Origin of the sequence: Caballeronia sp. SBC1 (assembly GCF_011493005.1) — a bacterium.
Classification (GTDB): domain Bacteria; phylum Pseudomonadota; class Gammaproteobacteria; order Burkholderiales; family Burkholderiaceae; genus Caballeronia.
This window is the reverse complement of sequence record NZ_CP049158.1, coordinates 760866-782750: the sequence shown is the minus strand read 5'-3', so window position 1 is coordinate 782750 and position 21885 is coordinate 760866. Positions and strand designations below refer to the sequence as shown.

At 60.8% G+C, this 21885-nt stretch carries 19 protein-coding genes; 11 read left to right on the top strand and 8 right to left on the bottom strand.

The features are described from left to right. Positions 1 to 49 precede the first annotated feature (49 nt). The gene (locus SBC1_RS30410; RefSeq protein ID WP_165103771.1) at positions 50 to 319 is read left to right on the top strand and encodes a hypothetical protein; all 270 of its coding nucleotides are present in this window, start codon (positions 50 to 52) and stop codon (positions 317 to 319) included. 961 nt (positions 320 to 1280) lie between these two features. Beyond that, positions 1281 to 2177 (top strand): flagellar brake protein, encoded by an 897-nt coding sequence (locus SBC1_RS30405; RefSeq protein ID WP_165103768.1) that lies wholly within the window; start codon positions 1281 to 1283, stop codon positions 2175 to 2177. A gap of 42 nt (positions 2178 to 2219) precedes the next feature. Here the strand turns inward: SBC1_RS30405 and SBC1_RS30400 are convergent, their stop codons facing one another. Both SBC1_RS30400 and SBC1_RS30395 read right to left on the bottom strand, forming a co-directional pair. Further along, on the bottom strand, positions 2220 to 2417 hold the full coding sequence (locus tag SBC1_RS30400) for a hypothetical protein (RefSeq protein ID WP_165103765.1): 198 nt from the start codon (positions 2415 to 2417) through the stop codon (positions 2220 to 2222). Positions 2418 to 2782: 365 nt separating this feature from the next. After that, positions 2783 to 4300: a PQQ-binding-like beta-propeller repeat protein gene (locus SBC1_RS30395; RefSeq protein WP_241202375.1), complete on the bottom strand. Its 1518-nt coding sequence runs from the start codon at positions 4298 to 4300 to the stop codon at positions 2783 to 2785. On the opposite strand from SBC1_RS30395, the gene SBC1_RS40155 reads away from it, so the two are divergent. The 8 genes from SBC1_RS40155 (at position 4278) to SBC1_RS30360 (ending at position 10641) form a co-directional block, all read left to right on the top strand. After that, positions 4278 to 4715: a hypothetical protein gene (locus tag SBC1_RS40155; RefSeq protein WP_243830323.1), complete on the top strand. Its 438-nt coding sequence runs from the start codon at positions 4278 to 4280 to the stop codon at positions 4713 to 4715. The two genes, SBC1_RS30395 and SBC1_RS40155, sit on opposite strands and share 23 nt — an antisense overlap. 670 nt (positions 4716 to 5385) lie before the next feature. Next, a complete protein-coding gene (gene pqqA / locus SBC1_RS40465) occupies positions 5386 to 5460 on the top strand; it encodes a pyrroloquinoline quinone precursor peptide PqqA (RefSeq protein ID WP_008354335.1) in 75 nt (24 codons plus the stop codon). A 723-nt stretch (positions 5461 to 6183) separates the two neighbouring features. After that, positions 6184 to 6750 (top strand): cytochrome b, encoded by a 567-nt coding sequence (locus tag SBC1_RS30385; protein ID WP_165103759.1) that lies wholly within the window; start codon positions 6184 to 6186, stop codon positions 6748 to 6750. 49 nt (positions 6751 to 6799) lie between these two features. After that, positions 6800 to 7720, top strand: a complete 921-nt coding sequence (gene pqqB, locus SBC1_RS30380) for a pyrroloquinoline quinone biosynthesis protein PqqB (protein WP_165103756.1) — start codon at positions 6800 to 6802, stop codon at positions 7718 to 7720. A gap of 83 nt (positions 7721 to 7803) precedes the next feature. After that, the gene (gene pqqC, locus SBC1_RS30375) at positions 7804 to 8505 is read left to right on the top strand and encodes a pyrroloquinoline-quinone synthase PqqC (protein WP_165104893.1); all 702 of its coding nucleotides are present in this window, start codon (positions 7804 to 7806) and stop codon (positions 8503 to 8505) included. Beyond that, positions 8502 to 8777, top strand: a complete 276-nt coding sequence (gene pqqD / locus SBC1_RS30370) for a pyrroloquinoline quinone biosynthesis peptide chaperone PqqD (RefSeq protein WP_165103753.1) — start codon at positions 8502 to 8504, stop codon at positions 8775 to 8777. Before pqqC ends, pqqD begins: the two co-directional genes overlap by 4 nt. Continuing rightward, positions 8774 to 9946, top strand: a complete 1173-nt coding sequence (gene pqqE / locus SBC1_RS30365) for a pyrroloquinoline quinone biosynthesis protein PqqE (protein WP_165103750.1) — start codon at positions 8774 to 8776, stop codon at positions 9944 to 9946. Before pqqD ends, pqqE begins: the two co-directional genes overlap by 4 nt. After that, positions 9943 to 10641 carry a response regulator transcription factor gene (locus SBC1_RS30360; protein WP_165103747.1) on the top strand — a complete coding sequence of 233 codons (699 nt, stop codon included), beginning with the start codon at positions 9943 to 9945 and terminating at the stop codon, positions 10639 to 10641. Before pqqE ends, SBC1_RS30360 begins: the two co-directional genes overlap by 4 nt. Here SBC1_RS30360 and SBC1_RS30355 read toward each other — a convergent pair. Next, positions 10575 to 11624 (bottom strand): sensor histidine kinase, encoded by a 1050-nt coding sequence (locus tag SBC1_RS30355; protein ID WP_165103742.1) that lies wholly within the window; start codon positions 11622 to 11624, stop codon positions 10575 to 10577. The genes SBC1_RS30360 and SBC1_RS30355 overlap by 67 nt on opposite strands. A gap of 162 nt (positions 11625 to 11786) precedes the next feature. On the opposite strand from SBC1_RS30355, the gene SBC1_RS30350 reads away from it, so the two are divergent. Continuing rightward, positions 11787 to 14105, top strand: a complete 2319-nt coding sequence (locus SBC1_RS30350) for a TonB-dependent receptor (protein WP_165989108.1) — start codon at positions 11787 to 11789, stop codon at positions 14103 to 14105. Positions 14106 to 15106: 1001 nt separating this feature from the next. On the opposite strand, the gene SBC1_RS30345 is transcribed toward SBC1_RS30350, so the two are convergent. The 5 genes from SBC1_RS30345 to SBC1_RS30325 all read right to left on the bottom strand — a co-directional run bounded on the left by SBC1_RS30345 (position 15107) and on the right by SBC1_RS30325 (position 21742). After that, the gene (locus SBC1_RS30345; protein ID WP_241202373.1) at positions 15107 to 16198 is read right to left on the bottom strand and encodes a cytochrome D1 domain-containing protein; all 1092 of its coding nucleotides are present in this window, start codon (positions 16196 to 16198) and stop codon (positions 15107 to 15109) included. Between the two features lie 221 nt (positions 16199 to 16419). Beyond that, positions 16420 to 16671, bottom strand: a complete 252-nt coding sequence (locus SBC1_RS30340; RefSeq protein ID WP_370469698.1) for a GGDEF domain-containing protein — start codon at positions 16669 to 16671, stop codon at positions 16420 to 16422. Between the two features lie 2 nt (positions 16672 to 16673). Next, positions 16674 to 18689, bottom strand: a complete 2016-nt coding sequence (gene tkt / locus SBC1_RS30335) for a transketolase (RefSeq protein WP_241202410.1) — start codon at positions 18687 to 18689, stop codon at positions 16674 to 16676. Between the two features lie 145 nt (positions 18690 to 18834). Continuing rightward, positions 18835 to 20694: a TRAP transporter large permease subunit gene (locus tag SBC1_RS30330; protein WP_165103737.1), complete on the bottom strand. Its 1860-nt coding sequence runs from the start codon at positions 20692 to 20694 to the stop codon at positions 18835 to 18837. Between the two features lie 4 nt (positions 20695 to 20698). After that, positions 20699 to 21742, bottom strand: coding sequence for a TRAP transporter substrate-binding protein (locus SBC1_RS30325; protein WP_165103734.1), 1044 nt, complete (start codon positions 21740 to 21742; stop codon positions 20699 to 20701). Between the last annotated feature and the right edge of the window lie 143 nt (positions 21743 to 21885).

Sequence of the window (21885 nt, the reverse complement as noted above, 5' to 3'; positions counted from 1 at the left end):
CGGGACCTGGTAGATCCATCAACCTGTTTACGGCAGGGACGAAAGGATTTTGAGCCCTGATTTCCGAATGTTTATTCAGACAGTGAGTAGTCGCGAGCATGGTGACTTTCACATCGGCTTTCAGGAAGGCCTGCATGCGCTCCAGTTCACGAAAACCGCCGTCGCTTTACATGTTTTGCGCTTAGGCTCGCACTGCACGAAAATCTGGCAATTTCAACCGAAGGGCAACTTCCCGCTGAAGAAGCACCGCGATGAAAGGTGCTTTTCACCCGATTCGATATTTCCCGTGGTCGATAACGCTCATTTTTTTAGCCAGTGATTGCAACATGCGCCCGTTTGCCATTCGCACAACCACGCTGCCAGCTTAGGTACAGGCGTTGCGCGATCCCTCCTGCAAGCCTCTCGTGAGAATTGCTCGTCTCTCTCCTTGGGGTCGTATTCGTCTCTCTTCCCATCGAAAACGGAGTTCGACGTGAAAAACCCATGGACCAAAAAGAATCCTTTTATGAGCATGTGGCTGAGTGGCGCGAACAGGGTCGTCGGATCGGCACGAGGCCAGGCGAGCGCGGCCGCAAAGCGTCAGGTCGTCGATTTCTGGACGACTGCGTTGACGCCTCCCAAGCCGAAGAAACGCAAGAGTCGGCGTTAGCATGAAAATGGTATGAAAACTATTGGGGCAGGAGCGCTGCGGCAATAGGGGACGGCGCGACCATAGTTTCTCTTGCTGCCTGCAGCATTTGGCCGACGTTGCAAACAATCAGGATTGCCAATAAATTTAAAAATTCAAAAAACAATCGCACTTGTCGTTAATCGTTAAAGTGCGGCCAATGAAGGATCAGTTTTATCGAGCCCTTGCGACGCATGCATTGTCGCGAAGAGGCGGTTTCTCGCCGTCAAACGGCGGATGTGGCACAAAGCTTTCCGCCACGACCCGCTGAAAAATCGGGCCATACGCCGAGCCTCCCCATTGAAAGTAGCCAATCTCATCGGGTTTGGCGACCCGGCTGACCGGGGAACACTTCGATGACCGCCCCAAGCCAGCACGGTGTCCGCAATAAAGAATTGGCCGATTGAAAAATGACCGGAGGTAAATTATGCCAATGTCGGTGGGCAGCTGATCCAATGGAATAACCAGGAGCCCAAAAACAAAACCTTACATCTGACGAATGAGCGCTCCCGCACGGAGCAGTGTCGCTTGTCAGCCTAAATTAACGCCATCCGAAACCGGCTCTTCGCGCAGGCACCCGTGCTGCGAGTGAGTCAAGTTTTCCCAGGCGAAAATGGCACAAGTAAAAATTTCAGCGCACGAACTTGCACTCAATACGCCACTACCCTTTCGCGTGTATTCGGCGGCCGGCAAGTTGTTGCTGAACGAGGGGAATTGTCTGCGCTCCGAGTCGCAGCGCGAGCGCCTTCTCACAATGGGCGCTTTTCGCGATGCCGACGCGCCTGTCCAACAAGCGGACAATGTGTGCGCCGGCAATGCGATGCTGCTATCAACCGCTACGCATACGACCGCCCAGCCGAGCGCGCCGGAGCTTGTTCACGCGCGCTTCCCGACATTGCCCACTGGCATCGAACTGTTTCAGTTGACTGTCTGCGCGGGAGAGGAAGCGTCGTTTCACGTGCGCTATGTGGGCGCGATTGCGGATCAGGCTCTGCTTGTCACCGTCGAGGACGAATGCGAAGCGCTGAAGGTGGGCACGGAGCTTGAGGCGAAAGTGATCTGCGGGCGGGCTGTCTATGCCTTTCGCACCCGCATCGCGGCCCGGGACACCCGCATCACGAAGCTAATTCAGCTTGATTTTCCCGCCGCTATCAAACGACATACGATCCGCAAGCACATGCGGATCAGCACGCAGCTTTCAGGGCGCTTGCTTCGCAATGACGTTGTAGCAACGGGCTTCGACGCGGAAGTCACTAACGTTTGCGCGAACGGTATCGGCTTTTTCCTGCCCGACGCGACGCTTGATGCGGGCGAGCACTTCAAGATTGCGCTGCGGCTTAAGGTTGATGGGCGAACACACGCCGTCATGCTCAACTGCATCGCACGAAGCGTGTCACGCAAAGATAACGGCCTTCAGATTGGCGCGGAGTTCGGCGTTATCTCCGAAGATGTCCGTCGCGTCATGCAGGCTTACATATTTCAGCAGGCGACGGGCTCTTCGCAGACTTGAATCGTGCCGCATGCAACCACAGCCAGTCCCTGGCTCCCAGGCCTAAAGCGACGAGCACACCAGCATTGACGCCGCGTAGACGCCAACCACAATACCCGCGCCCAGCATATGATTGCCCAGCGATTTACGCACGTCGGGCTGCAGCCACCAGCTCAAGCGCTTGCTGGCCCACGGCACAAGCCAGTTCAACAACACCACGCTAACAACATTACCGACAAATAGCGCCAGCCAAAACGGCATGCCGATGCGGCCCCATCAACAATGGCTTTTGCACGAACAAACCGAACAGAAACACCACCGGATACAGCAGCCCCAGCACGATCATGTTTTGCTTCCAGACCGGCACTGCGGGTAAAGCGCTGTTGCACAAACTACAGCAAGTCGTGATCAAAGCGTAATCTAAGGATCTGCGTGCCGTCCGGCGCTCGTGTACGCAAACCATTTTTCTACGACCGCACTGCCCCGGATCGTTTGCAGCCCGAGAAGCTAGCGCAACTGATGCAGCGTTTAAAGTAATTCGTTCTCTTTATCAAGTAATCACCGATGCATTCGCGCAACGACATCGGCCAGGAGAGCGAGCGCTGCATGCTCTCGCTGCATGCGTTTTAACTGCCAAGCAGTCCGAACACCGCCACGCCAGTCGACGTCCCCACATACACTTTTCCGTTCGCGATCATCGGCGTGATGAACTTGTTTCCCGGGCCGAACTGGTCACGCGAACCCGCCTGATTGCTGTTGTACAACTCGTTCGCCAGGTTGGTCGCGTCATACGCGTGCAGCGCCGCGATCGTACCGTTTTCTGCCGCCCACACAATACCGTTCGACGTGCCGTTGGCAGAGACGCTGGGCGTCGCGCCGGGTGTGCCGAAACTGGTCGGTGTCTGGCTGACCGGCGCCGCCGAAAGACGCGCTCCGCTGATCGAAAACGCCTTGATGTCGTCACCAATCGCGCCAAAGTACACCGTGTTGTTGAAGTACGCCGGCATGCTGAATACCGGTCCCGCAATTTGTCCGACCAACTCCTGATAGATGGCGTCCGCCACCGGGTTATATTTGCCCATCGAGTCGCGGTTGACGATGTAGATGATCGAATCCTTGCCCGCGCCCAGCGCGAGATGATGAACCGTGCCGCTGGCATCGGTAAGATCGGGCAGCACGAGCGCACCGCCCGAACCCAGGTCTTCGTCGGCGGCCGACTCCTGGATCGTATTCGATGCCTCGAAATAATCAGCCACCGTCAAACCAGTCGTCGTTCCCAGCTTCAGGAACGCATTGCCGTAATCGCCCGATACCTGCACGCCCGCCGCGTTGACCGTGGCGTCGAAGCTGCCGTTTGCATCGAGAAAATAAATCGAGGTTCCGTCCGACGCCATGCCCGCGCCGCTCATCCAGATTGCTCCGCCGGAGCCGTTCGGCGTGAGATTCAGCACGCTGGTTTGCTTGAGCGTGTCCGCGCTATAAGCGATCACCCAGCCGGTGTAAGGCTGGACGTCGCAATGCGAAGTCCAGCCCGTGTAGATCATGCCGTTCAGCAACAGCAGCGACTGACGCTCGGCATATTGTTTCGGGTCGAAGATCACGTTGCCGTTCGAACTGTTCGCACCGGTGCCCGGATACGACGCCGTGATTTCCGTCGGACCGCCGAACAATTCAGCTCCCGTCGTGACGTCGAGTGCGTGAATCCTCTGGTGATACGCGCCGGCTGCATCCTTGGACATGCTGACAACGTACATAGCGCCATTCGGGCCACGGGAGCGATCGATAACAGGCGTTGCAGTCACGCCGATCGTCGGAGAAATCTGGAAACAGCCCAGGGTGTCGCTCGGCGTTTCGCCGGTGGCGAGGGTGGTCGTTTTCCATAATATCGTGCCCGTGTCCGCGTCAAATGCGTAGACGCTCGCATTTTCTGTCGCGACATACAGCACGTTGTGCGTACCACCGGCAATCGTCATGCTTGAAAGATAAAGCGGCTCGGCGTCGACCGGACCGTCCACGGTGTAGAAACCAAGCTTGCCGAACGTCGCCGACTTCACCGTGGCCGGGGTCAGCGCGGTCTCGTTGAGATGCTGGCCCGTGCGCGCGATGTCGTTGTGATAGGTGGTGACGTCAGCCGCGTTGACCACGGGCGTGATGGGAGCGCTCGGCGTGGTAGTGGGCGTCGACCCTGTGCTCGTGCTTGATGCGGCGGTCGTACCCGAAGCTGTAGTCGGACTCGAGGGCGAGCTCGCGGCGGGCGTGGTCGTGCCGGTGGGCGTCGTTGTGCCGGACGGTGTTGCGGCCGGGCTTGATGCCGTGCCGGCACCAGAGGCGGCTGTAGCGCCGGACGCGGCGGATGCGGGAGCGGCTCCGCTGGCGCCGGAAGCGGCATTGGTGCTTGAACTGCCACCGCCCCCGCTGCATCCCGCAATCAAAGCCGCAAGCAGCACCTCGATAAAGCGATCTGGAAGATGCGAGCGTTTCATGTGCATTCCCCTTTATCGAGCGTACGCAACCGGTGGCCGGATGCTGTCTGGCGAGCATGGTTCGGTGGAGCAATAAAGGTGCCGCAGGGACGGTCATCGCTAAGTGTCTCTTTATATTTTCACGAGCGGCCGGAACGCGCAAGCGAGCGATGCAACTTGGGATAGCGGTCAGCACACCTTGTCATACCGAAGTGAAGATGCGGCGAATGCTTGATACGGTTAAAGAAGCGTTCGACCAAATTGTGCGCGCGGTACAAGGTACGAATTTAGCGGCGCTTCGTCCCGGGATCCGAGTGAGGTGGGATGACGACGCCCGTGGCCCGGAGAGTCTGTAAAAAGGCGTCGAAGTGAAGAACGCACCGCGCAGCGGCAAAGCCCCTGAAGAGCTGACAAATGAAATTGGCCTGCGCCGTGATTGGAATGCAGGGGTGAGCCGTCCCGAGTGAAATTCACGATTTTCTTCGTCAGGCTTAAGCTATCCGCTAACGTGTGGCACTCCTTGACGCCGCGTGCCGGAACAACGTGAGACACTTTTGCTGCGGTTCCTCGACAGTCATGCGCACCGCCATTTTGCGCCGTCAAACCCGCGTACTCAGTAAGTGCTCCGAAAATACTGCGCGTCTTTCGGCACGCCGCTTGCGCGTGGATGCCTGCCCGCGCTGCTGATCGCTGTGGAATATTGCTGTAAAAAATGCGATCATGAATTGCACTGGCGTTCCGTTTGATAACTCTTTATGGAGGCGACTATGCAGTGGACGACACCAAGCTTCACCGATATGCGTTTTGGTTTCGAAATCACGATGTATATCGCAACGCGCTAAGCTTCAAGGGCCGCCGCCGGCTTTTTCTCCTTGCACGTAACTGACGTGCGGCCTAGCGTGATTGTTAAGCGTGTCGGCGCGCTGAAGAATCTAACGTATAGCTAACGCAGCTAACGACTCCGCTTAAGTTGAGATTTACCAACCCGCCGGCTCCCGACGCGTCGCGATAACGAGCGTTCCGCTCCACGATCTACGAAACGATCCTCACGGCAGCGGCGCGCGGTAGCCAACCCGGTATCGCACCCGTGAACGTCCGATCCGCTCACGACCCGCCCGCCGGCCACCGCCGAACGCTTGAATCAAGCTGCCGCAGGACTCTGACGCGCCGCGACGGCAGGCTCGTACGTAACCAACCCCGACCGCAGCGCCACCGCTCCGCCCGTCGCTCAAGTCGCTCTCTATTCAGGCAGATCCCGACTCGCGTGGGCGCATCAACCAGGCTCACGAAATCGATCAAGCCGCGCCCTTGCCGCTATGCCAGCGCATTGGCCAGAAACTGCCCGCGCTGCCCGCCCACCAGCGGCGCCCGTGCCGCGCCGGCACACCCGCGATCTGGCAGTGGGCGCTTGAGTAGAACTGCTGCTCGTCGGATGAAAACAATCGGCGTAATGTTGAAAAACCGGTTGAGCTATCTGTTGAGCACCCGGTTGAGCAACCCGTAGGGAAACGAGTAAAGAAAAGCCGAAACGCGGCCCACGCCGCAACCAACGGAAGGGGGCGACCATGAACATCGCGCATTCGTCCGCCACACCACTCGACGCAAGTGTCGGTGCGCCGCGTTATTCACCCGCGCAGATCGCTCTGCATTGGGTGATCGGGCTGGCGATCATCGTCATGCTCGGCATTGGTCTCTACATGGTCGGACTGCCTAAAGGCCTCGCCTTCAAGTCTAGCTTGATCAACTTCCACAAGTCGCTTGGGATGACCATTTTCTTGCTTGTGCTGATTCGCATCGTGGTTCGCCTGGTTGCAGGCCGGCCTCCGCTTCCCCCGATGCCGGCCTGGCAACGCGCCGCCGCGACCATGACGCAAGGTCTTTTATACGTGGCGATGATCGTCATGCCGCTGACGGGTTACCTCGGCTCGTCATTCAACAAGTTCAGCACGCACTTCTGGGGCATCCCCCTGCCGATGTGGGGCTGGGACGACCCCGGCTTGCGAAAGATTTTCTTCACGGTACACACGTTCGCGGCCTGGGTCTTGATTGCATTGATCGTGCTGCATGTGGCCGGCGCGCTCAAACATCAGTTGATAGACCGTGACCGCCTGATGGAAAGGATGCTGCCATGACGAGGTTCGACCAATTTTTGAATGAGGGACGCGGCCAGCGTCACGTCGTATGAAAATCAAGGTACTCGGTTCGTCTGCGGGTGGCGGTTTTCCCCAATGGAACTGCAACTGCCGCAACTGCGATGGTGTACGCAACGGTACGCTTAAGGCGCGGCGGCGTACGCAGTCGTCGATAGTCGTGAGTGCGAACGGTGATGACTGGCTACTCGTGAATGCATCACCGGACCTGCTTGCCCAAATCGCGGCCCATCCCGAACTACAACCCGCGCGGCGCGTGCGCGACACCGGCATTGCAGCGGTCGTCGCAATGGACGCCCAGATCGATCACGTGACCGGCCTGCTGATGCTGCGCGAACGAGACGCCCCATTGCCTCTCTACGTCACCGACGCCGTCCTGCAGGACCTGAGCACCGGCTTTCCGGTTGTATCGATACTCGCGCATTATTGCGGCGTCGAACGCCATGCGATTCCGCTCGACGGATCGTCGTTTATTGTTCCCGCGCTGCCGGGCATCCGCATTGAAGCGCTGCCGCTCTCGAGCAAGGCGCCGCCTTATTCGCCACATCGCGAAGCGCCGCAACACGGCGACAACATCGGGCTGACGTTCATAGACGAACAGTCGGGCAAGCGCGCGTTCTACGCGCCCGGCCTGGGTGAGCTCGATCCCCACGTCCTCGAAGCCATGAACGCGGCTGACTTGCTGCTGGTCGACGGCACGCTCTGGACGCCGGATGAAATGATCGGACTCGGGCTCTCCAAAAAGACCGCCGCCGATATGGGGCATCTCGCGCAAACCGGCGCGGGCGGCATGATCGACGTGCTTGATTCGATCAAGCGTGCCGGAGTGCGCAAGGTCCTCATCCACATCAACAACACGAATCCGATCCTGGTTGAAGACGGTCCCGAACGACGACGACTCGCAGAACACGGCATTGAAGTTGCGTTCGATGGCCAGGCGTTCGAACTTTAAGCGAACTTCAAAGCGAACTTCAAAGCCAACCTTAAGCATCGATAGCGCCTACAGGAGGACTCCAAGTGAACGGCCCCGCTCCGATGACTACCAACCACGATCCCGCCCGGACCCGGGAAGAGTTCGAAGCCCGGCTTCGCGCAAAAGGCGCGGGGTATCACATTCATCATCCATTCAACGTGAAGATGAACGAGGGCGGCTGTTCACGCGAGCAGATTCGCGGCTGGGTCGCGAACCGCTTCTATTACCAGATCAACATTCCGCTGAAGGATGCAGCCGTGATGTCGAATTGCCCCGATCGCGAGACACGCAGGCGCTGGGTGCTGCGCATTCTCGATCACGACGGTTACGGCAACGACGAAGGCGGCATCGAGACATGGGCCCGGTTGGGAGACGCCGTCGGCCTCTCGCGCGATGAACTCTGGTCGCTTGAGCACGTGGCGCCGGGCGTCAGGTTCGCCGTCGATGCCTACGTCAACTTCGCGCGTCGCGCGCCGTGGCAGGAGGGGGTGTGTTCGTCCCTGACCGAGATCTTTGCGCCGCAGATCCATAAGGACCGGCTTGCAACGTGGCCATCGTGTTATCCGTGGATCGAAGCCAATGGCCTGACGTATTTCCGCTCGCGTATCACGCTGGCACAACGCGATGTGGAACACGGCTTGCAGGTGACGCTCGATTACTTCAAGACCCGCGAACAACAGGACCGCGCGCTCGAGATACTGCAGTTCAAGCTCGACATCCTTTGGTCAATGCTCGATGCCATCGAAAAGGCCTTCCCCCAATGACATCGCCTGTGCTCAAGCTCAAGGGAATCTTTCGGCTGCAATGGGAACCGGCGCAGGACGCGCATGTGCTGCTGTACCCCGAAGGCATGGTGAAGCTGAATCAAAGCGCGGGGGAAATACTCAAGCGCTGCGATGGCACGCGCGATATCGACATGTTGATCGCGGACTTGCAGCAAGCCTTCAATGCGCAAGGCATTGGCGACGAAGTCCGTTTGTTCGTGGCCGAAGCCGAGCGCCGCGGCTGGCTGGAGCGTGCGGAGGCTGCAACATGAGCGATATCGCCCCGCCGCTGTGGCTGCTGGCCGAGCTGACGTACCGATGCCCGCTGCATTGCGCGTTCTGTTACAACCCCGTGAACTACACGGACCACGGCAGCGAACTCTCCACCGATCAATGGCTCGGCGTGTTGCGCGAAGCGCGTGGGCTCGGCGCAGCGCAACTTGGCTTCTCGGGGGGTGAACCGCTCCTGCGCGACGATCTGGAAATCCTGGTGCGCGAGGGACGCCAGATCGGTTTTTACACGAACCTGATCACGTCGGGTATCGGCTTGACGGACACGCGCCTGGACGCGTTGAAAGACGCCGGGCTCGACCACATCCAGTTGTCGTTCCAGGACTCGTCCCAGGAACTCAACGACTTCCTGAGCAGCACGCGCACCTTCGATCTGAAGAATCGCGTGGCGAAATCGATCAAGGCGCATGGCTTTCCGATGGTGCTTAACTGCGTGCTGCATCGATACAACCTGCCCCACGTCAGCAAGATCATCGACATGGCCCTCGCCATGGGCGCCGAGTATCTGGAACTCGCGAACACGCAGTACTACGGCTGGGCGCATACCAACCGCGCCCAACTGATGCCGACCGCCCAGCAGTTGAAAGAAGCGGAGGCGGTGGTCGAACGCTACCGAAGCGAAATCGGCCATCGCTGCAAGATCTTCTTCGTCGTGCCGGACTACTTCGAGACCCGGCCCAAACGCTGCATGAACGGCTGGGGCTCGGTGTTCCTGGGCATCGCCCCGGATGGCGCCGCGCTGCCCTGCCACGCGGCCCGCTCACTGCCCGGCCTGAGCTTCCCGAACGTGACCGAGCGCTCGATCCGCGAAATCTGGTACGACAGCGACGCGTTCAACCGCTTTCGCGGCTTCGACTGGATGAAAGAACCGTGCCGCAGTTGCGAGGAAAAAAGCATCGACGCTGGCGGTTGCCGCTGCCAGGCCTACCTGCTGACCGGCGACCCGGCCAACGCCGATCCGGTCTGCGATAAATCGCCCCACCACGAAGCCGTGATCAATGTAGTGCGCCGAGCAGCTGTTGAACGCCAGCCGGACGAACAGCCGATCCTGTTTCGCAACGACAGCAATTCGCGGCGACTGGCGGCAGTGTCCGACGGCCGCAACCCAAACCATCGTAGCGTCGCCGATCTCGCGGGAGCTCGCAAATGACCATCGCCAACATCAGTGTCCTCCTGGTCGACGACCACGCCGTGGTGCGCGAAGGTTACCGGCGCCTGCTCGAACTGAGTCCCGACGTGAGCGTGGCTGGTGAAGCTGCCGATGCCGCGCAGGCGTACCAGCGTTTCTGCGCGTTGCACCCCGACGTTGTCGTGATGGATCTGGGGTTGCCGGGCGCGAGCGGCATTGAAGCGATGCGGCGCATGCTCGCCCGCGAACCCGACGCCCACGTCCTGATTTTCAGCGTGCACGAGGAAACACTCTTCGTGCGTCGTGCGCTAGACGCTGGCGCGCAAGGCTACGTGACCAAGGCAAGCGCGCCCGACGTTCTCGTCGAAGCGGTCCGCGCGGTCGCAGCACGGGCACGCTACCTGAGCGCGGACGTTTCGCATGCGCTCGCCCTGCGGGCCACGTTCCAGGAAGGGCCGCCGGGACGCCATTTATCGGCAAGGGAGTTCGAGGTGCTGCGGTTGCTGGTGCAGGGCTACACGCTCCCGAGCATCGCGGAGAAACTGGGCCTGAGCCAGAAGACTGTTGCCAACCATCAGTCGGTGATCCGGCAGAAATTCGGCGCGGACAATGGGGTGCAGCTCGCGCAGATGGCGAACCGCCTGGGCCTTCATTTCACCGATTTCGCCAACTCGGCGGGTGCGCTGGGCTCGTTCAGTTCGGGCAATCCGGCCTGAGCCGGCACCCGTGCGCAGAACAGAAAACCGCTGCCCGGCTGGCTCGCGATGTGAAACTCGCCGCCGATTGCCTCGACACGCTCGCGCATGCCGATCAGTCCCAGACCCGCACGGGGTTTCGTCAGATCAATACCCGGACCGTCGTCGGTCATGGTTACCACGATCTCGTCGCGTTTTGTTTGTTCATCGCAATCATCGTCCGCAGTCCGAACCAGATAGATTTCCACTCGCGACGTGCGCGCAAACTTCGACACGTTGGTCAGCCCTTCCTGCACGAGCCTGTACAGCGTGATGTTCAGCACATCCGCCAGACCCGAGAAGTCACCGTCGACCGTCAGCGTGAACGACGCCTGCGGCAGGCGCTCACGCCAGCCTTCAACGCAATGTTCCAGTGCACTCGGCAAGCCGAATTCATCGAGTCCGATAGGCCGCAAGCGCCGGATCATCCCCCCTATCTGCCGATACACCGTGCTCGCGCTCTGCATGACCGCTAGCGACAAGCGATGGACTTCAGGCTCTCCTTGCGCTGACAGATCGCGGATACGTCCCGCATCCAGCGCAATGGCGTTCAGGTACTGACCGAGTTCGTCGTGCAATTCGCGCGCGAGATGGCGGCGCTCGTTTTCCTGTGCCCCGATGCTTTCGCTAGCGATACGCCGGTTGTCAGCAAGGAGCCCTTCGGCCTGCTCTTCAAGCGCGCGGCGATGCAACAATTCGCGCTGCGACTCCCGATAGCGGCGCCAGGCAAACCACGCAAGCCCCAAGGCCAGCACGACCAGCGTGGGCGGAAACTCGTCCAGTTGGAAGCGTTCGAACCGGCGCGTGAGGGAATACGTCAGCTCGCCGACATCGAAGCGCATGCAAAGCCCGGCAGCGAGCACCGTTACCGCCAGCACGCAAGCAAGGTCGCGCCGCACGCTCGGGTGCGAACTCGAGTGCGATGCTGGCGCTTGTGCGGAGGAGGTTGGGAAATCGGGTCGCATGGCGCTCTCATTCTACTCAGCACGCGCGCTTGCGTCGCGTGCTGACCACGCGGGTTGAGAAGGCTTCGCCCTGTAATCGGGAAGACCTCCCGGTTGCACCGCGCGCATCTTGTGGGACGCTTTCAGTACGGAAACAATAACGACACCCTGCTGGAGACGATCATGAGCCAGGCGCCGCATCACCGTCATCGCCGCTCCGGCAGGCATCCATTCGCGCTGCGCGTGTGCTTCGGCAGCGCGCTTGCCGGCCTGAGCGCCGCGACGTGGGCACAAGATGCGGCAGCGCCGCCACTGGCTGCCTCCGAGGCGAACCTGATCCAGCTTGCGCCGATCGTCGTGGTGGGCACGACGCCGTTGCTGGGCATTGGTACGCCGCTCGAGAAGGTGCCGGCCAACGTCCAGACCATCAAGGGCAGCGCGATCGACCAGCAGCATCGGGCGGTGCTCACTGACTACTTCGAGAAGAACGTGGGGAGCGTCGACATCAACGAAGCCCAGGGCAATCCCTCCCAGACCGACATCAACTATCGCGGCTTCACGGCGTCGCCTTTGCTTGGCACACCGCAGGGTTTGTCCGTGTTCCTCGACGGCGTGCGCATCAACGAGCCCTTTGGCGACGTGGTGAACTGGGACCTGATCCCGCAAGCCGCGATCAGCACGATCCAGGTGATCCCTGGCTCCAACCCCACCTTCGGGCTGAACACGCTGGGTGGCGCCATTGCTGTCACGACCAAAAACGGCCGCAGCGACCCGGGCGGCGAGGCAGAGATATCGGCGGGTTCGTGGGGTCGCAAGACGGCGCAGATCCAGCAAGGCGGCGTGATCGGCCAGAACCTCGACTATTACTTCACCGCGAACACGACCAACGACGACGGCTGGGCTGACCACAATTCCAGCCGCCTGCGGCAAGCATTTGGCAAGCTGCGCTACACGGACTCGGACACGACGATTTCGCTCTCCATGGGCGCAGCGGATAACAACCTGCAGGGCTCGCAGACCATCCCGCGTTCTTTGCTCGATGACTACAAGCAGGCCTACACATTCCCGGACGAGAATCAGAACCAGGTCGGATATCTCACGCTGTCGGGCGAGCATTATTTCAGCCCCAACCTGGAGATCAGCGGCAACGTGTATTACCGACACTATCGAAACGTGAACACCAGCAGCAATACCAACGACGACTACGGCATGACCGATGCCAACGGCAATATCGACACGGTCCAGGCCACCAACGTGCAGTCCGTGATCGTCACCGACAGCTACGGCGCCAGCCTGCAAATGACGCTGCTCAACAAGCTGATGGGTCTGGAGAATCAGTTCGTCGCGGGCATGGCGGGCGACTTCGCCAACTCGCATTTCACGCAGGCTTCGCAGGACGCGCAGTTCACCGATTCACGCGCGACCATAGGCATTGGCCCCTATGAGTCTCAAACCGATGCCAAGACGCGTAACGCCAACTATGGGGTGTATTTCGAGGACACGTTGTCGCTCACGCAGCAATGGTCCATGACACTGGCTGGGCGTTATAACTGGTCCAAATCCGTGATCGGCGATGAAAGCGGACTGGAGCCGCTGCTCGACGGCAGCCACACGTTCTCGCGCTTCAACCCGGCGGTAGGCGTCAACTGGAACCCGACCTCCACGTTCACCGCCTACGCCACTTATAACGAAGGCATGCGCTCGCCGACCGCGATCGAACTCGCCTGTGCCGACCCGTCGGCGCCCTGTTCCTTGCCGAACGATTTCATTGCGGATCCGTCCTTGCAAGCGGTGATATCGAAGACCTTCGAGGTCGGCGCGCGGGGCCAGCTAGGGCACGCAACGTCGTGGAGCGCGGCGCTCTACCGGACGACACTTGATAACGACATCCAGTTCGTCACCAGCAATGGCTCGGCCAGCACGCTTGGCTATTTCCAGAACGTGGGCAAGACTCGCCGGCAAGGGGTCGAGCTGGCCGGGCGCACGCAGTTCGGGCCACTGGGCGTGGCCGCGAGCTACAGTTATGTGGACGCGACGTACCAGTCGACCTGGATCGAAAACAGTTCCAGCAATTCCAGCGCTGACGCTAACGGCAATATCACCGTCAAGCCAGGTGACCGCATCCCGGGCATTCCGCAGAACACGATCAAGTTGCGGCTCGACTATGCGGCCACGCCGAAGTGGAACGTGGGGACCAACCTCACGTATCGCGGCAGCATTTTTGCGCGTGGCGACGAAGACAACCAGGATGTAAACGGTACGGTGGCGGGCTATTTCCTGATCGACCTCGACACCACGTACAACATCACGAAGCAGCTACAGGTGTTCGCCAGCATCACGAACTTGCTCAACAAGCGTTATGCGAGTTTTGCGATTCTGGGCGAGAACGATTTCGATGGTCCGAACCATACGTTCAACGGCGCCAATCCGGTAAATGAGCAATTCCTGGGCATAGGGGCGCCGCGGGGGGCATGGGTGGGGCTGAGGTATGCATGGAAGTAGGTTTTCGCTTCGCACTCGGTCGGGGTTCTGGTCGGGGTTCGGGTCGGGGGGGAGTGGTCGGGGTTGGTGGCGCGTTGCTAGGTTCCAGGGTTAGTGGTCGGGGTCAATGCCGGGTTGCACGGGTTCTTGGGTAGCGGTCGGAGTCAATGCCGGGTTGCTGCTTTCTGTGTTAGTGGTCTGCGTAAGTTGGATTTTCTCTTTATCACTGTTAGCCACTGTGCGTGGCGGCACGTCATTTCTTTGTCCAAAGCGACAAAGAAACGAAGCAAAGAAAACGCTTTCAAACCACGCTACCCTAAGTGTCCACAGCGTGCAGTTTCCATTCATAGGTGCCCCAAAAGCACGGTGCTCGCCAGAACTGCGGGTGTGTGAACCCTCTTTCTCCGAACACGGATACCCACACGCTTCGCCACCAGTGACTGAACCTGCCCAAGGGGCACTCCGCGCTATCCGCGGATAACCTTCCACCGAATTTGTATGCATAACGAACCATATAGTCAACCCATCAAGAAACGAGGCCGTAAAGATGCGTGAGGTCGTGCTAGTACCTGGATGAATGGTGCTTGCCCGAGAGCGTTGGGGGCGAAGCGTGTTCGTGTCAGGATTCGCGAGAAGGAGGGTTTCACACATCCGTGGCTCTGGCGAGCACCGTGCTTTTCGGGTACCACATACGCTTAGCTTGCACGCTGTGGACACTTATGTGCCCTCGTTCTGAAAGCGCTTTCTTTGCTTCGTTTCTTTGTCGCTTTGGACAAAGAAATGACGCGCCGCCACGCGCAGTGGCTAATAGTGATAAAGAGAAAATCCGACTCTTGCAGACCGCTAAAGCCGAAAGCAGCAACCCGGCATTGACCCCGACCGCTTACCCCAGAACCTAGCAACCCGGCACTGACCCCGACCGCTAACGCAGGAACCTAGCAACCTGGCATTGACTCCGACCACTAACCCAGAACCTAGCAACGCGCCACCAACCCCGACCGAGTGCGAACGAAACCACCGTGCTATTCAATCGTCCCGGCGCTCCGCGGATACGTCACGATGCCCCACGCCAGCGGCAATCCTTCGATCTGCTTGATCGGCTGATAGCTAGTGGCGTCGAACACATACACCGCGTTCGAACGCCCGCACGCCAGCATTATCTTCGACCCGTCTGGCGTGAAACTAAAGTGCCAGCAGCGCAAGCCCACCGGTACATCGGTCATATGGTCGAAGGTCTTTGCGTCAAACACCTGCAACATCTTGCCGCGCGCCGCCGCGACCATCAGGCGCTTGCCGGCAGGATCGAACGCAACACCGTAGGGACCAAGCTGCGTGTCGATCGTCTTAAGCACCTTGAAATTTCGGGCGTCAAGCACAACGAACTTGTTTGCGTTCTCCAGCGTAACCACATATTGCGTGCCATCCGGCGAACGCTTGATGCCGCGCGGGCGCGACCCGTGGTCCAGCTTCAGGGTGCGCAGCGGCGCACCCGTGCCGACGTGATACACCGAGACCGTGTCGTCGCCCTCGTTCGTCACCAGAAGTTCCTTGCCATCGCCCGAGAACTCCACGCCCTCCGTTTCGTGCCCGCTCTTCACCGAACGAACCACCCGCAGGGTCTTCAGGTCGACAATTGCAATTTCCGCCGGAGGCTCGTTCGCGTTGTCATCGTCCTTCCCGGCGCCCGAAGGGCCGCCTTTATCCCCTCCTGATGCTCCTGATGATCCCGGCACACCCGTAGCCGGCCCGCCATTCTCACCGGGCTCGTAGGTCACGTAGGCGTAGCCGCCATATACCCGGACAAACTCTGGATTCTGGCCGATCTTCACGCGCCGCAGCACCTTGCCGGTCGCTGTATCGACTTCGGACAGATCGCCCGGCTTCTTGTTGGCCAGCAGAAGGCGGCGTCCGTCGGCAGTCAGGCTCAAGCCGCGGGGACCATCGTCTCCGAATGAGAACGTCTTCGCAAGCGTCATCTGATCAAGATCGATCACGCCAACCCCCGCCGTCTCGCTCGTCACATAAGCCGTCGGCCCCGCAGCTGGCGCCAGGCTTGCGCCAAGCATCCCCACCGATGCAAGCGCCAGACACGCCGTGGCTTTTTTCAGATGCATGTTCGTCTCCGCCCATTTTTCTTTGCACCGTGCGCCGGTCGTCTTCGGACATCGCGGACCCATAGACCAACTTAGCCCATCATGTCGCCGCTTGACAATGGATCGAGGCGGGAGATTTTCCCGAAAACGCGCCGCCCTTCCCTTTGTGGTGCCTTCAGCTCGCGCCGCCAGGGTCGTCGGCAATCTTGATGTTGTGCTCACCGAGGTTTTGATCGGGCACATCACGCCCGGGCAGTCCATACCTTGTTGCGGCCCGTCGCCTTTGCCTCGTACAAGGCTTCGTCGGCAGCGTTGATCACCGTGGTCACATCGTGCGCGGCCTGGGGGTTACCGCTCGCCGCGCCAATACTCGCGGTTACGCATCCATACTCGCTGCCTGCGTGTTCAATCTGGCAAGCACAGATAGCGGCCCGGATTTTTCGGCAATCACCGAGGCGCCGAACTCCGACGTATTGGGAAGGATGAATTTGCATTCCTACAGAAGTCGCTTCACTTCTGCCACGACATGGCCGGCCGTGATGCCGAAATGTTCGTATAGCGTGTCCGCACCGGCAGACGCGCCGAAGCCGGTCATTCCAACGAACCCGCCCCGCTCGCCCAGATAACGGTCCCAGCCGAAACGCAGCGCCGCCTCCACACCAACGCGCACGGTGCCCGAACCCAGAACCGCCGCGCGATAAGCGTCGTCCTGTTCGTCGAAGATCTCCCAGCATGGCATGGACACAACAGCGGTTGCGATACCTTCGTTCTGCAGCTGGCTGCGCGCCTGCAACGCCAGCACCACTTCCGAGCCAGTCGCGAGCAAGGTCACCGCACGTGGCCCGCCCTCCGCCTCGGCCAGCACATACGCGCCTCGCTGCGACAGCGGCTCGGCGCTGTGCGTGCGGCGCACGAGCGGCAGCGTCTGGCGCGCGAACACCAGCGTACTCGGGCCGTCGCGGTGTTCGAGCGCAAGTGCCCAGCATTCGGCCGCCTCCACCGCGTCGGCAGGACGCAGCACGCGCATGTTCGGCATCGCGCGCAACGAAGCCAATATCTCGACGGGCTGGTGAGTCGGGCCGTTCTTGCCGACGCCGATCGAGTCGTGGCTAAACACGAAGTGCACCGGCAAGCCCATGAGCGCGGCCATCCGCATCGCCGGCCGCTGGTAGTCGGAGAACGCCAGGTAGGTGACGCTGGTCGCAATGATGCCGCCGTGCGCGGCCATCCCGTTGGCCATCGCGCCCATCAGATGTTCGCGCACCCCGCAGTGAACGTAAGCTCCGCTGCGGTCGTCGGCGGTGAAGGCATGCAACTGGCGCTTGTGCCCGGTCGGCGCTTCGAGATCGGCGCAACCGACCATGCGTTCCGGCAGCATCGGCACGAGCAGGTCGCTGATCTCGCCCGACAGCGCGATGCCAGACTGCGGCTCGTCGCGCTCCACGGTGCGCTTGCGGTAATCGCCGAGCACATCGCGCCAGCCGTCCGGTAACTGGCCGGACTGAACGCGCTCGAACTCGACGCGTTGCGCGTGCGGCAATGCGGCAACGCGCGCCTGCCATTCATGGTATTCACGATGGCTGCGGCGCCCCGCCGCGCGCCATGCGCTCAAGACGTCTTCAGGCACCTCGAAAGGGGCATGCGGCCAGCCGAGCTGTTCCCGCGCCGCGTCGGCATCCGCCTGGAACAGCTTACCGCTATGACCGCCGCGCTGCCCTTGCAAACGCGCAATGCCGCAGCCGATGATGGTCTTGCACGCGATCATAGACGGCCGCGGATCCTGTCGCGCGATCGTCAGCGCAGCTGACACCGCTTCAAGATCGTGACCGTCGACTTCCACGACATGCCAGCCGCCCACGCGAAAGCGTGCGCAGACGTCTTCGCTGATCGATAGCGAGGTGCTGCCGTCGTCGGTGATCTGGTTGTCGTCCCAACACAGGATCAACTTGCCCAGCCGCAAATGCCCGGCCAGCGAAATCATTTCCTGACCGATGCCCTCCTGCAAGCAACCATCGCCGACGAACGCATACGTGTAGTGGTCAACAAGTTCGCTGCCGAATTTTGCCGCGAGATAGGCCTCGGCGATCGCCATGCCGAATGCGTTCGCAATACCCTGGCCGAGCGGACCGGTGGTGGCTTCTATACCGTGCGCCGGTTCGTACTCGGGATGCCCCGCGCAATGCGAGCCAAGGTCACGAAAGGTCTTGAGCTGGTCCAACCCGATGGCCGCATAACCGGTCAGATAGAGCAGCGAATACAGCAGCAGCGAACCGTGCCCATTGGACAGCACGAAGCGGTCGCGGTCGGACCAGGTTGGATCGGCGGGATTGAATTTCAGATGCCGGGTGAACAGCGCGGTCGAGATTTCGGCCATGCCGAGCGGCACGCCCTGATGGCCCTCGCCAGCGCGCAGGATCGCATCAATAGAGAGGAAGCGGATCGCATCGGCCAGCGGCATTTGAGATTCCTCCGTTGCTGGCGGCAGCGATGGCGCAGGTGCAGCAATGTGCATCGCGGGCTGGGCTTCGGTTGTGGACATGACGAAAGGCTCCTCGCCACCGCCTCGCGATGCGGGGCGGTGGTAATCAAACAAATCAGGTTGGAAAAACTACGCCACGCCGTAGCGGCCAGGCGCTTCAAAGGATCAAGTCAAAAATTCAATGCAGGAAGCCCGTCGAAATCCACGGCACCGCGGCGACCACGATCAGCCCGACCATCAGCGCGGCGATGTAGCCAAGAATCGGCTTCATGCCTTCGTCCGGATGAATGCGGCTGACCGCACAGGCCGAGTAGTACCCGACGCCGAATGGCGGAGCGAACAGGCCCACGCCCATCGAGAGGATCACGACCATCGCATAGTGAACGTCGTGTATGCCCATCTGCCGCGCGATCGGGAACATCAAGGGGCCGAACAGCACGATCGCCGGAATGCCTTCGAGCACGCTGCCCAAAATCACGAACACGCAAATGGACGCGGCCATGAACATCGCGGCGCCTCCGGGCAAAGCGCCGAGAGTCTGCGCGAGCTGCCCGGAGAAGCCCGATTGCGTCAACGCCCAGGCCATGCTCGTCGCCGCGCCGATGATCAGCAGAATCGCGCCTGACAGACTCGCCGTGTCAATCAGCATTGGCTTGAGCCGTTTCCATTCGAAGCGGCGATAGATCAGCAACCCGGCCAGCACCGCATAGGCAATGCCGATGGTCGATACTTCGGTCGCCGTCGCGATGCCTTCGACCACCGCCATGCGGATCACGAACGGTAACGCGAGCGCAGGGATCGCGATCACCAGCTTCTTGAGGATCTCGCCACGGCTCGCTCTTTTGACGTCCGAGAGATCTTCACGCCGATAACGCCAATGCACCACCGCGCACAGCGTGATGGCCAAAACGATGCCAGGCAACATGCCGCCGGTGAAGAGCGCGGAGATCGAGACCCCGGTGACCGAGCCGAGCGTGATCAGCACCAGGCTCGGCGGAATCGTCTCGGTCTGCGCACCCGTCGCGGCAAGCAGCGCCACCAGATCTCCGGGCTTCGCGCCGCGCGCTTTCATCTCCGGAAACAGCACCGGCGCGATGGCTGCCATGTCCGCGGCCTTCGACCCCGAGATGCCCGACACCAGGTACATCGCACCGACCAGCACATACGACAGTCCGCCGCGCACGTGACCCAGCAAGCTCGCAAGGAACGCGATCATTGCCGCCGCCATGCCGGTCATCTCGATCAACTGGCCGAGGAACACGAAGAGCGGCACGGAGAGCAGGATCAGATGCGACATGCCCTCGTCCATCCGGCCGACCACCACCGGCATCGGCGTGCTGGTCGTCAGCGCGAGATAGCCAAAGGTTGCGAGCCCGAACGAAAATGCAATCGGCACACCGCTCAGCACACCGAGCGCCACCAGTCCGACGAAGAAGATCAGCAGGTTGATATTGCCGAGATCACGCAACAGCGGTCCGAGCACAATGAAGACGCCGACCAGCGCGCCGACCGTTGCGATCGCACCGAGCGTCAAGCGCCAGTTGCCCATGCGGGCGAGCCGCACTACCGCCACCAGCAACATCAGCGCAGAACCAATCGGCAATGCGGCGGCACGCCATGCGTTCGATAGTTCGAGCGCGGGCGTAGTGATGATCGCTTCGTCCTGCGCGAAGCTGATCGCCGGGCCGATCACCATGGCGAGGAACGCGATCGGCGCGGCGATCGCGACCACGTCGAGAAAGGCGCGTACAGCGGGCGGCGCCATGCCGACGAGCGCCGTCATGCGCATGTGCTCGCCGCGCCGCAAGGCGATCACGGCGCCTAACATGGCGAGCCACAGGAACAGCATGGACGCGAGTTCATCGGACCAGACGAGCGGCGCGTGCAGCACATAGCGGCTCGTCACGCCGGCCAGCAGCACGACGATTTCCGCGAGCACCAGCAAGGCGGCGGGAATCTCCACCAGATGACCGAGCGCGGAGTCGAGCGCGCAGGCAAACCGATGCTGCCGCTCGTGCGAATAGGAGATCGAGATCATCGCTTTACCCCAGTTTTCCGACGGACTTCTCCAGCAGCCCCCACGCCTCGTCGCCGTATTTGGCTTTCCAGTCGTGATAAAAGCTCGTCTTGGCCAGCGCGCCACGGAAGGCTTCGCGGTCGACATCGATAAAGGTAATGCCCTTCGATTTCAGGTCGACGCGCAATGAGGTGCTGAGCTTGGCGATATCTGCGCGTTGCAGCATCGCGGCCTTCTCGAATTCGCGCGTGACGATTGCGCGGATGTCAGCCGGCAGGCGCATCCATGCGGTCTGGTTGCCGAGAATCCAGTAACCGTCCCACACATGCGAGGTGAGGCTGATGTACTTCTGCACTTCATAGAGCTTGGCGGTCGCGATGATCGGCAGCGGATTTTCCTGGCCCTCCACCACGCCGGTTTGCAATGCCGAATACAGCTCGTTGAAATTGATCGGCGCTGGCCCTGCATCGAGCGCCTTGAACAGCGAGGTCAACATGGGCGCTTGCGGCACGCGGATCTTGAAGCCTTTCAGATCGGCCGGCGCGCGTAACGCCCGGGTCGATGAACTGATTTGCCGGAAACCGTTGTCCCAGACCTTGCTCACCGAGACAATGCCCGACTTCGCGATCTGCGCGCGGATATAGGCGCCGAGATCGCCGTCCATTGCCTTCCAGACCGCGTCGTAGTCCTTGAACGCGAAGCCGGTATTGACGATGCCAGCAGCGGGCGTGAGCGTCGCCAGAATCGAGGACGCCTGATTGAAAAACTCCACACCGCCATTGCGCACCTGCGACAGCAGATCGGTGTCGGAGCCAAGCTGATTCTGCGGAAAGAGCTTGATATCGAGGCGGCCGTTGGTCGCTTCGCGAATGTGGTTGATCGCCTCCTGGGCGCGGATGTTGACTGGATGCGTCGGGTCCTGGCCGGTCGCGAGCTTGTACGAAAACTCCGGAGCGGCCATCGCGCGGCGCGAGATGCTCCATAACGGGGCGGCCGCGGACAAGGTGGCGCCGGCCTTCAGAAAGGTGCGGCGGCTGATGCCCTGAGGGGCGTTTGAACGGGTGGTCATGGTGTCTTCCTCCAATATGGCGTGTCGTTATAGTTTTCGAATCTGAACCGCGGCGGCTGCACGTGTCGCTCGCCGCGGTCGTATGTTCTTTACTACGAGGTCTTCATCGCCGCCGTCCAGTCTCCCGCCAGACGGCCCGTTCT

Excerpts from the sequence above, each read along its gene's own strand:
- SBC1_RS30405 (WP_165103768.1), top strand. The coding sequence starts at position 1,281 with ATGGCACAAGTAAAAATTTCAGCGCACGAACTTGCACTCAATACGCCA.
- SBC1_RS30400 (WP_165103765.1), bottom strand. The coding sequence starts at position 2,417 with ATGCCGTTTTGGCTGGCGCTATTTGTCGGTAATGTTGTTAGCGTGGTG.
- SBC1_RS30385 (WP_165103759.1), top strand. The coding sequence starts at position 6,184 with ATGAACATCGCGCATTCGTCCGCCACACCACTCGACGCAAGTGTCGGT.
- pqqB (WP_165103756.1), top strand. The coding sequence starts at position 6,800 with ATGAAAATCAAGGTACTCGGTTCGTCTGCGGGTGGCGGTTTTCCCCAA.
- pqqC (WP_165104893.1), top strand. The coding sequence starts at position 7,804 with ATGACTACCAACCACGATCCCGCCCGGACCCGGGAAGAGTTCGAAGCC.
- pqqD (WP_165103753.1), top strand. The coding sequence starts at position 8,502 with ATGACATCGCCTGTGCTCAAGCTCAAGGGAATCTTTCGGCTGCAATGG.
- pqqE (WP_165103750.1), top strand. The coding sequence starts at position 8,774 with ATGAGCGATATCGCCCCGCCGCTGTGGCTGCTGGCCGAGCTGACGTAC.
- SBC1_RS30360 (WP_165103747.1), top strand. The coding sequence starts at position 9,943 with ATGACCATCGCCAACATCAGTGTCCTCCTGGTCGACGACCACGCCGTG.
- SBC1_RS30355 (WP_165103742.1), bottom strand. The coding sequence starts at position 11,624 with ATGCGACCCGATTTCCCAACCTCCTCCGCACAAGCGCCAGCATCGCAC.
- SBC1_RS30350 (WP_165989108.1), top strand. The coding sequence starts at position 11,787 with ATGAGCCAGGCGCCGCATCACCGTCATCGCCGCTCCGGCAGGCATCCA.
- SBC1_RS30345 (WP_241202373.1), bottom strand. The coding sequence starts at position 16,198 with ATGCATCTGAAAAAAGCCACGGCGTGTCTGGCGCTTGCATCGGTGGGG.
- SBC1_RS30340 (WP_370469698.1), bottom strand. The coding sequence starts at position 16,671 with ATGCAAATTCATCCTTCCCAATACGTCGGAGTTCGGCGCCTCGGTGAT.
- tkt (WP_241202410.1), bottom strand. The coding sequence starts at position 18,689 with ATGCACATTGCTGCACCTGCGCCATCGCTGCCGCCAGCAACGGAGGAA.
- SBC1_RS30330 (WP_165103737.1), bottom strand. The coding sequence starts at position 20,694 with ATGATCTCGATCTCCTATTCGCACGAGCGGCAGCATCGGTTTGCCTGC.
- SBC1_RS30325 (WP_165103734.1), bottom strand. The coding sequence starts at position 21,742 with ATGACCACCCGTTCAAACGCCCCTCAGGGCATCAGCCGCCGCACCTTT.